Consider the following 10364-nt stretch of genomic DNA (forward strand, 5'->3'; position numbering starts at 1 on the left):
GTTGACGGATCTGTCGCGGCCCGGCTTGTCAGTGCCCCGGTCCACAATGGTCCGCGACAGATCCGTCAACCGCTTCAGCAAGAGCGAGCCGAAGGGTGCGCGCCCCGAAGGCGAGCGACCAGATCAGGAGGAGCCGGCAGCGATGGCCCGCCGCAGCACGAAGACCCCGCCGCCCGACGATTCGTACGAGGAGAAGATCCTCGACATCGACGTCGTGGACGAGATGCGTGGCTCCTACCTCGAGTACGCGTACTCGGTGATCTACTCGCGCGCCCTGCCGGACGCCCGTGACGGTCTCAAACCGGTGCACCGCCGGATCGTCTACCAGATGAACGAGATGGGCCTGCGCCCCGAACGCGGCTACGTCAAGTGCGCCCGTGTCGTCGGCGAGGTCATGGGCAAGCTGCACCCGCACGGCGACGCGTCGATCTACGACGCCCTGGTGCGCATGGCCCAGCCCTTCTCCATGCGCCTGCCGCTGGTCGACGGCCACGGCAACTTCGGCTCGCTGGGCAACGACGACCCGCCGGCCGCCATGCGGTACACCGAGTGCCGGATGGCCGAGGCGACGAGCCTGATGACCGAGTCGATCGACGAGGACACGGTCGACTTCGCGCCGAACTACGACGGCCAGGAGCAGGAGCCGGTGGCGCTGCCCGCCGCCTTCCCGAACCTGCTGGTCAACGGCTCCTCGGGCATCGCGGTCGGCATGGCCACGAACATGCCGCCGCACAATCTGCGCGAGGTCGTCGCCGCCGCCCGCCATCTGATCAGGCACCCGAACGCGGACCTGGACGCGCTGATGAAGCACGTCCCGGGCCCCGATCTGCCCACCGGCGGCCGGATCGTCGGCCTGGACGGCATCCGCGACGCGTACGCGACCGGACGCGGCACCTTCAAGATGCGCGCGACGGTCTCGGTCGAACCGGTGACCGCCCGCCGCAAGGGCCTGGTGATCACCGAACTGCCGTTCGCGGTCGGCCCGGAGAAGGTCATCGCGAAGATCAAGGACCTGGTCAACGCGAAGAAGATCCAGGGCATCGCGGACGTCAAGGACCTCACCGACCGCGAGCACGGACTGCGCCTGGTCATCGAGATCAAGAACGGCTTCGTGCCCGAGGCCATCCTGGAGCAGCTCTACAAGCTGACGCCGATGGAGGAGTCCTTCGGCATCAACAACGTGGCCCTGGTGGACGGCCAGCCGCTCACCCTCGGCCTGAAGGAGCTGCTGGAGGTCTACCTCGACCACCGCTTCGACGTGGTGCGCCGCCGCAGCGAGTTCCGGCGCAACAAGAAGAGCGACCGGCTGCACCTGGTCGAGGGACTGCTGACCGCCCTGGTCGACATCGACGAGGTCATCCGGCTGATCCGGTCCAGCGACAACTCCGCGCAGGCCAAGGAGCGCCTGATGGGCCGCTTCTCGCTGAGCGAGGTGCAGACGCAGTACATCCTCGACACGCCGCTGCGCCGGCTCACCAAGTACGACCGCATCGAGCTGGAGGCGGAGAAGGACAAGCTCACCGAGGAGATCGCGGAGCTGACCCGGATCCTGGAGTCCGACGCGGAGCTGCGCAAGCTGGTCTCCGCCGAACTGGCCGCCGTGGCCAAGAAGTTCGGCACCGACCGCCGTACGGTGCTGCTGGAGTCGGCGGGTGCCTCCGCGGTGGCCGTGCCGCTCCAGGTGGCCGACGACCCGTGCCGGGTGCTGCTGTCGTCCACGGGTCTGCTGGCGCGGACGGCGACGGCCGAGCCGTTCCCGGAGCAGGCGGGCGCCAAGCGGGTCAAGCACGATGTGATCGTCTCGGCGGTGCCGGCGACCGCGCGCGGTGAGATCGGGGCGGTGACCTCGGCGGGACGGCTGCTGCGGATCAACGTGGTCGATCTGCCGCAGCTGCCGGACACCGCGGCCGCGCCGAACCTCTCCGGGGGCGCGCCGCTCGCCGAGTTCGTCTCCCTGGAGGACGACGAGACGGTGGTGTGCCTGACCACGCTGGACGAGTCGTCCCCGGGCCTCGCGCTCGGCACCGAGCAGGGCGTGGTCAAGCGTGTGGTGCCCGACTACCCGTCCAACAAGGAGGAGTTGGAGGTCATCACGCTGAAGGAGGGCGACCGGATCGTCGGCGCGGTGGAGCTGCGCACCGGCGAGGAGGACCTGGTCTTCATCACGGACGACGCGCAGCTGCTGCGCTTCCAGGCCTCCATCGTGCGTCCGCAGGGCCGCCCGGCGGGCGGTATGGCGGGCATCAAGCTCGCCGAGGGCGTGCGGGTGATCTCGTTCACGGCCGTCGACCCGGCCGTCGACGCGGTGGTGTTCACGGTGGCGGGCTCGCGCGGCACGCTGGACGACTCGGTGCAGACGACGGCCAAGCTCACCCCGTTCGACCAGTACCCGCGCAAGGGCCGGGCCACCGGCGGGGTGCGCTGCCAGCGGTTCCTCAAGGGCGAGGACTGCCTGGCGCTGGCCTGGGCGGGCCCGACGCCCGCGCGCGCGGCGCAGAAGAACGGCAGCCCCGCGGAGCTGCCGGAGCCGGACCCGCGCCGGGACGGCTCGGGCACCTCGCTGCCGAAGACGGTCTCGGTGGTCGCGGGCCCGGTGTTCTGACCGTCGCGGCCCGGTCGGCCAGGGCCTTGCTTCCCGATCAGGTCGGCTCGGGCCGGCGGTGCCTCGCGCCCGGGCCGAGCCGGGGCTGGTGCGTGCGGATGCGAGGCGGCGCGGCGCGGCCCCCCGTTGACCGGACCTCAGCCCCTACTGGCCGCCGTAGGTCTCCGGGTCCGGGTCCGGTTCCTCCTCGGAGCCCTGGACATAGCGCAGGACGCCCCACATGCCGTGCTCGTCGGCGTGCGGGGCGTCGCTCTCGCAGCCCCGCAGTTCCTTGCCGAGCGCCTCGGTGTCGATGCCGGAGCCGATCAGCACCAGCTGGGTGCGGCGGGGCTCGGCGGCCGGCCAGGGCTCGGGGTAGAAGCGCAGGAACCGGCCGACGGCGTGCACGGAGTACCGGTTTCGGGGGTCGCACGGGCCGAAGTCGACATGGCCCTTGATCCGGTACAGCCCCTCGGGCCTGCTGTCCAGGAAGCGCATCAGCCGGCGCGGGTCCATCGGGGCATCGGAGGTGAAGGACAGGCTGTCGTAGCCGGTGTGCAGGTGCCCGGTGTGCTCGTGCGCGCCGTGGTCGTGCAGATCGTCGAAGGACAGCTGGCCGATGCGCTCCTCGCTCGGCCGGCAGTCGAAGAGGAACTCGGGGTCGACCCGGCCGTACGTGGCCGGGGCGAGGGCGGCCCGGTCGGTCAGGGAGCGCACCAGCGCGAGCACCTGTTCGGGGTCGGCGGCCCGGTCGAGCTTGTTGACGACCACCAGGTCGGCGAGGGCGAGGTGTCGGTCGATCTCGGGGTGCCGGGCGCGCGTGTCGTCGAACTCGGCCGCGTCCACGACCTCGACCAGACCGCCGTAGACGATGCCGGGGTGCTCGCTGGCGAGCACCATGCGCACCAGTTCCTGCGGTTCGGCGAGTCCGCTGGCCTCGATGACGATCACGTCGATGCCGGCGGCGGGCGCGGCGAGCCGGTCCAGGTAGACGTCGAGTTCACTGGCGTCCACGGCACAGCACAGACAGCCGTTGCCGAGGGAGACGGTCGAGTCGCCGAGGGCGCCGGCGACGGCCAGTGCGTCGATCTCGATGGCGCCGAAGTCGTTGACGATCGCCCCGATCCTGCTGCCCGCGCTGTGGTGCAGCAGGTGGTTGAGGAGCGTGGTCTTCCCCGAGCCGAGGAAGCCGGCCAGTACGACGACCGGGATCTGCTGGGGACGACGGCTGCCGTCCGGACTGTGCACCAAGCTGTTCCCCAAGGGGCGACCTCTCTCCTGTGAACCGGCTGCGGACCAGGATAAAAGGGTTCCCGGGGGTGGCTTGTCTAGTGCGGCGACCAGAAAGGTTCACCGGCTCGCGACGCCCGGCACGGCACTAGGCGGCGGGCACCGCGACCGGCGGCTCGGGACCGACGTAGCGGGCCACCGGGCGGATGATCTTCGGGTCGGCCGCCTGTTCCAGGAGGTTGGCGCTCCAGCCCACGACCCGTGCGGCCGCGAAGGTGGGGGTGAACATCTCCCGGGGCAGGCCGCACAGTTCCATGACCACCCCGGCGTAGAACTCGACGTTGGTGTGGAGTTCGCGGCCCGGCTTCAGCTCGGCGAGGATGGCCTCGACCCGGCGTTCGACCTCCACGGCGAAGTCCACCCGGGGGCCGCCGAAGCCGAGGGCGATCTCCCGGAGCATGCGCGAGCGGGGGTCCTCGGTGCGGTAGACCGCGTGTCCGAAGCCCATGATCCGGTCGCCGGCCAGCACCCGTTCCCGGATCCAGGGGTCGATCCGCTCCGGGGTGCCGATCGCGTCCAGGGTGTCCAGGGCCCGGCTGGGCGCGCCTCCGTGCAGCGGGCCGGACAGCGCGCCGACGGCGCCGGTGAGGCAGGCCGCGACGTCGGCGCCGGTGGAGGCGATGACCCGAGCGGTGAACGTTGACGCATTGAATCCGTGGTCAATGGTGGAGATCAAGTATTGCTCGACCGCACGGGCCCGCCGCGCGTCGGGTTCCGAACCGGTCAGCATGTAGAGGTAGTTGGCCGCGTACGACAGGTCGTCGCGCGGCTCCACCGGGCCGAGCCCCCGGCCCAGCCGGTACAGGGCGGTGAGCAGGGTGGGCACGGCCGCGCAGGCGGCCAGCGTGTCGGCGCGGCGCCGCTCGGCGTCCAGGTCGTACAGCGGTCCGAAGCCGCGGGCGGCGCCCAGCAGGGACAGCGCCGTGCGCAGACCGGCCAGCGGGCCGGAGCGGTGGCTCGCGGCGGCGATCGCGGGCAGGGCGGCCCGGACCTCCTCGGGCAGCCGGCGCAGCGCCGCCGTCTCGGCGGCGAAGGCGGCGCCGTCCTCGGCGCCGGGCAGCGTCCCGCGCACGAGGAGGTGCCAGACGTCCTCGAAGCGGCGGGTGCGCGCCAGGTCGACGGCCGAGTACTGCCGGTAGTGGTAGAAGCCCTCGCGCCCCCGGACGTCGCCGATCTCCGTCTCGGTGACGACGACGCCCGCGAGTCCTCGCGGCACGTCGACGAGGGGCGTCGCGGTCCTGTTGATGGCCATGTCTCTCCTCCACTGGACTTGATCCGACTGTCCATGCTTGACGATTACTCTGTCAATATTGATTGAATCAATGTTAGGTCGAGATGGCGATCAATGCGTGAAGAGGCCGCTACGGTGAGCCCCATGCGCGATCACGAACCCGCCCCCAACCGCCCCGGGCGAAGGCTGACCACCAAGGAGACCGCCGAACTGCTCGGCGTGAAACCCGAGACGGTCTACGCGTATGTGAGCCGCGGCCTGCTGAGCAGCAGGCGCGAGCCCGGCGGCCGCGCCAGCACCTTCGAGGCGCGCGAGGTGGAGGAGCTGGCCCGGCGCAACCGCCGCGAGAGCGCCGGGGTCCCGGGCTCGGGCGGTGACCTCTCGGTACGCACCCGGATCACGCTGATCGAGGCGGACCGGTACTACTACCGGGGCGTCGACGCCACCGAACTGGCCGCCCGCCACTCCTACGAGGAGGTCGCGGAGTGGCTGTGGACCGGCCGGCTCGCCCCCGGTACGGCCTTCACCGCGCCGGAGGAGACCCTGCGCGTCGCCCGCCGGGCCGTCCGGGCGCTGCCCGAGCACACCTCCCCCACCGACCGGCTGCGGGTCGCGACGATCGCCGCGGCGGCCGAGGACCCGCTGCGCTTCGACCTGTCCGGGGACGCCGTGCTGAACACGGCGCGCGTGCTCATCCCCACCATGGTGGCCGCGCTGCCGCCGGCCCTGCGCGATCCCGGGGACGACGTACCGCTCGCCCACCGCCTGTGGGCACGGCTGACCGGTCTCCCGGCCGACGAGGACGCCCTGCGCGTGCTGGACGCCGCGCTCGCCCTGCTCGCCGACCACGACCTGGCCGCCTCCACGCTGGCGGTCCGGGTGGCCGCCTCGGCCCGCGCGCACGCGTACGCGGCCGTCTCGGCCGGCCTCGGCGTCCTGGAGGGCCCGCTGCACGGCGCCAGCAGCGGCCTGGCCCACCGGATGCTGCTGGACGTGCTCGAACTGGGCACCGCCGCCCCGGTGATCGCCGACGAACTGCGCGCCGGCCGCCGCATCCCCGGTCTCGGCCACCGTCTGTACACCGGCGAGGACCCCCGGGCCCGGGTCCTGTTCGGCCTGCTGGAACGGCTCCCCCGCGCGGAGTCGGCACTGCTCGCGGCCCGTGACATCGTCGCCACCACCGCCCGGCACACCCCGCTGCACGCCAATGTCGACCTGGCGCTCGCGGTGTTCACCGCCTCCTTCGGCATGCCGGCCACCGCGGGCGAGACGATCTTCGCCGTGGCCCGCACGGCGGGCTGGATCGCGCACGCCCTGGAGGAGTACGGCGAGCGCCCGCTGCGCATGCGCCCCGTGGGCCACTACGTCGGTCCGCGCCCGCCCCAGCCCTTCCCGGAGGCGCGGTAGCCCGGGCCTTCCCGGACGGTCCCGCGCCCGCCGTGGGACACGACACGGCACGGCCGGAAGTCGCCCTGCCGCAAGTCAGGTTAGGCTCACCTCTGTGAGTAGGTGCGCGACCGTCTCCCGAAGCCTCGACGAGCCCCTTTCGGCAACGGCGGCCACGGCGACGACATGGCTGCTGCTGGAACAGCCCGGCCCGTGGGGCGCCAAAGCGCTCACTTCGAGCCATCTGGACCCCGCGGTGGGCCGGGCCCTGGAGGCCGCCGTCGAGGGCACCGGCGTACGCGTCGCCCTCATCCGGCGCCCCGGCCGCCACGCCGACCCCGGCACCGGCGAGATCCGGCAGGTGTACGCCGCCCACACCGTGCCGGGCCGGGGGTGGCTGCACGGCGCCGCCACCCGCGATCCGCGCCGGCTGCTCGACCTGGACCTGCCGGCCCTCGGCGCGGGCGACCACCGTTCCTTCGCCGCCGCGCTCGGCGGGCGTCCGCACACCGGCGATCCGCTCGCGCTCGTGTGCACCAACGGCAAGCGCGACCGCTGCTGCGCCCTCCAGGGCCGCCCCCTCGCCGCCGAACTGGCCGCAGCTGGGGAAAGCGGGGTCTGGGAGGTCACCCATCTGGGTGGACATCGCTTCGCGCCGACGGTGCTCGTCCTGCCGTACGGCTACGTCTACGGGCGCGCCGGGGCCGCCACCGTCAAGGCGGCCCTGGACGGGGTCCGCGAGGGCCGGGTGGCCGTCGACGGGTGCCGCGGCTGCTCCGCCTTCGAACGGCCGGGCCAGGCGGCCGAACTGGCGGTGCGTTCGGTGGCGGGCGAGCACCGGGCGGGCGTACTGGGGGTCGTACGCACCGCCGGCGCGGCGCCGCGCTGGGAGGTCACCGTCGCCCATGCCGACGGACGCCGCTGGCGGGTCACCGTGGCGCGCGGGGCGTCGCTGCCGCCGCGCCCGGAGAGCTGCGGCGCCGCGGTGCTCGGCACACCGGCGCGGATGAACGTGGTGGCGGTGCGCGAACTGCGGCCGACGGCGCTGGCGAGCTGAACCACCCACCGGGCCGAGCCCGTACTGTCCTCCCATGAGCCACACTCCCCCCGCACGCCGTCTGCGTCTCGGTATGCCACGGCGGGTGTTCTCGCAGGTGCTGCTGATGCAGGTCACACTCGCCGCGGGAGTCGCGGTGCTCGCGACCGGCCTGTTCCTCGCGCCGCTGAGCAAACAGTTGGACAACGAGGCGATGCGGCGCGCGCTGGCCATCGCCGAGACCACCGCCCAGGACCCGCAGATCGCCCAGGGACTGCTGAGCACCCCGCCGACCGCGGACGGGCCGGTGCAGCAGGAGGCCGAGCGGATCCGGCGGGCCACCCACGCCGAGTACATCGTGGTGCTGGACCGGCACTGGGTGCGCTGGTCGCACCCGACCACCTCGCAGATCGGTCACGAGGTCTCGACAAGCCCCTCCGGCGCCCTGGAGGGCAAGGAGGTGATGGAGATCGACCGAGGCACCCTGGGGCGCTCGGCACGCGGCAAGGTGCCACTGTACGACGCCGATCACCACGTCATCGGGGCGGTCTCGGTCGGCATCGCCTACGACAGCGTCCGCGCCCGGCTGATCAGCGCCATCCCCGGACTGCTCGCCTACGCCGGGGGCGCCCTCGCGGTGGGTGCGCTGGCCGCCTGGCTGATCTCCCGCAGAGTGCAACGGCAGACCCGTGACTTGGCCTTCTCCGATATCTCGGCGCTGCTCGCCGAACGGGAGGCGATGCTGCACGGCATCCGGGAGGGCGTGGTCGCGCTGGACCGCGGCGGCCGGATCCGCCTGCTCAACGACGAGGCGCGGCGACTGCTGGGCATCGGCGACGAGGCGGTGGGCCGCACTCCCGACGAGGCGCTCGGCGCGGGCCGGACGACCGATGTGCTCGTCGGCCGGGTGACCGGCACCGATCTGCTGACGGTGCGCGGCCGGCGAGTGCTGGTCGCCAACCGGATGCCCACCGACGACGGCGGCGCGGTCGCCACCCTGCGCGACCGCACCGAACTGGAGCAGCTGGGGCGCGAACTGGACTCCACGCGCGGGCTGATCGACGCCCTGCGCGCCCAGGACCACGAGCACGCCAACCGCATGCACACCCTGCTCGGGCTGCTGGAACTGGAGATGTACGACGACGCGGTGGAGTTCGTCGGCGAGGTGGTCGGGGACCACCGGGTCACCGCCGAACAGATCACCGAGAAGATCCACGATCCTCTGCTGGCCGCGCTGCTGGTCGGCAAGGCGACCGTGGCGGCCGAGCGCGGGGTGGCCCTGTGGGTGTCGGAACGCAGCCGGCTCCCGGACCGGCTGGTCGATCCGCGGGGGCTGGTCACCGTCGTCGGCAACCTGGTGGACAACGCCCTGGACGCGGTGGCGGGCACCCCGCACGCGCGCGTGGAGGTCGAGTTGCGCACCGACGGCCGTACGGTGGTGCTCCGGGTGCGCGACACCGGGCCCGGGATTCCGCCGGACCAGCGGGAGTTGGTGTTCACCGAGGGGTGGTCGACCAAGCGGCCGCCCGCGCACGGCAAGCGGGGCATCGGGCTGTCGCTGGTGCGCCGGCTCGCCGAGCGCCAGGGCGGCAGCGCGACCGTGGGCACGGCCGGCGGGGGCGGCGCGGAGTTCACGGTGGTGCTGCCGGAGGCGCTGAGCGAGCCGGAGCTGGAACCCGAGCGCACGGCGAGCAACAACTGACCGGGAGTCGGTCGCCGGCCGTGCGGGGTTGACGGACCGTCGTGCTTATTTGACCGCCTTGACGAACTCCGTGGTGTACGTCTTGCTCAGGTCGACGTTCGCGTTCTTGATGTTGGGGTTGAACGCCTTGAGCACCTTCTCCACGGTCTCGGGCCCGTTCTGCGGCATCACTCCGTCGTCGGTGAACATGGGCAGGGTGCTCTTGATGGACTGGGTGTAGAGCGCCTTGTCGCCCTGGGAGTAGTCGGCGGGCATCTTGGCGGCGATCTCGTCGGCGCTGTGGGTGGACATCCACTTGAGCGTCTTGACGAATGCGTTGACCAACTTCTGGACGGTGTCCTTGTGCCCGTTCACCCAGTCCGTCTGCATGTACAGACTTGACGACGGGTAGGGCCCGCCCAGCGCCTGCTGCGACCCCTCGGGGGTGCGCATGTCGAGCAGGATCTTGCCCGCCTTCTTGTCCAGGATCGTCGCCACGGTCGGGTCGGTGGTCATGCCGCCGTCGATCGAGCCCTTCTGGAGGGCCGCTATGAACGTCGGGCCGGCGCCCACGGCGACCGGGGTGAACTCGCTCACGCTCACACCGTTCTTGACCGCCAGGTACTTGGTGAGGAAGTCGGTCGAGGAGCCGAGCCCGGTCACGCCCAGCTTGCGGCCCTTGAAGTCCTTGGGCGAGGTGAGGTCGCCCGCGGCCTTGGCGGAGACGACCTCCACCTCGCCCGGCGCGCGCGAGAACTGGACGACGGACTCGACCGACTTGCCCTTGGTCTGGAGGTCGAGGGTGTGGTCGTAGAAGCCGACCGCGCCCTGCACCTGGCCGGCGACGAGCGCGGTCTCGGCCTGGACACCGGCGGGTTCGGTCATGAGCTGGACGTTCAGGCCCTCGTCCTGGAAGTAGCCGAGGCGCTGGGTGAGCACCGCGGGCATGTAGATGACCTTGTCCAGGCCGCCGACCATGATCTTGACGGTCTCGCCCTTGCCGCCGCCCCCGCTGCCGGAGCCGGCCGAGGAACCGGCCGCGTCGTTGGCGCAGGCGGTGAGCGAGGTGAGGGCGAGCAGGCCGGCGGCGGCCAGGCAGGCGTGTCGGGCGGTCTTGCGCATGGCGGTTCACGTCCTTGTGAGTGGGCGGTGCGGGGAG

Annotated in this window: 7 protein-coding genes; 4 read left to right on the plus strand and 3 right to left on the minus strand. The window is 72.2% G+C overall.

Going from position 1 to position 10364, the window contains the following annotated elements; genetic code table 11:
* Positions 1 to 142 precede the first annotated feature (142 nt).
* A complete protein-coding gene (locus tag FRZ03_RS02385) occupies positions 143 to 2602 on the plus strand; it encodes a DNA gyrase/topoisomerase IV subunit A (protein WP_146463497.1) in 2460 nt (819 codons plus the stop codon).
* Between the two features lie 144 nt (positions 2603 to 2746).
* On the opposite strand, the gene FRZ03_RS02390 is transcribed toward FRZ03_RS02385, so the two are convergent.
* Both FRZ03_RS02390 and FRZ03_RS02395 read right to left on the minus strand, forming a co-directional pair.
* Positions 2747 to 3832: a CobW family GTP-binding protein gene (locus FRZ03_RS02390; RefSeq protein ID WP_398659548.1), complete on the minus strand. Its 1086-nt coding sequence runs from the start codon at positions 3830 to 3832 to the stop codon at positions 2747 to 2749.
* A 127-nt stretch (positions 3833 to 3959) separates the two neighbouring features.
* On the minus strand, positions 3960 to 5123 hold the full coding sequence (locus tag FRZ03_RS02395; RefSeq protein WP_146463499.1) for a citrate synthase/methylcitrate synthase: 1164 nt from the start codon (positions 5121 to 5123) through the stop codon (positions 3960 to 3962).
* Between the two features lie 123 nt (positions 5124 to 5246).
* Between FRZ03_RS02395 and FRZ03_RS02400 the strand changes: the two genes are divergently transcribed.
* The 3 genes from FRZ03_RS02400 to FRZ03_RS02410 all read left to right on the plus strand — a co-directional run bounded on the left by FRZ03_RS02400 (position 5247) and on the right by FRZ03_RS02410 (position 9226).
* Entirely contained in the window at positions 5247 to 6509 is a 1263-nt protein-coding gene (locus FRZ03_RS02400; protein WP_186785223.1) for a citrate synthase, read from the plus strand.
* Positions 6510 to 6603: 94 nt separating this feature from the next.
* Positions 6604 to 7545 carry a sucrase ferredoxin gene (locus tag FRZ03_RS02405; protein WP_146463501.1) on the plus strand — a complete coding sequence of 314 codons (942 nt, stop codon included), beginning with the start codon at positions 6604 to 6606 and terminating at the stop codon, positions 7543 to 7545.
* 34 nt (positions 7546 to 7579) lie between these two features.
* Entirely contained in the window at positions 7580 to 9226 is a 1647-nt protein-coding gene (locus FRZ03_RS02410) for an ATP-binding protein (protein WP_186785224.1), read from the plus strand.
* Positions 9227 to 9271: 45 nt separating this feature from the next.
* On the opposite strand, the gene FRZ03_RS02415 is transcribed toward FRZ03_RS02410, so the two are convergent.
* Positions 9272 to 10327, minus strand: coding sequence for an ABC transporter substrate-binding protein (locus tag FRZ03_RS02415; protein WP_146463502.1), 1056 nt, complete (start codon positions 10325 to 10327; stop codon positions 9272 to 9274).
* Positions 10328 to 10364: the final 37 nt, after the last annotated feature.

The organism is Streptomyces misionensis (genome assembly GCF_007896895.1).
Taxonomy (GTDB): Bacteria; Actinomycetota; Actinomycetes; order Streptomycetales; family Streptomycetaceae; genus Streptomyces; species Streptomyces misionensis_A.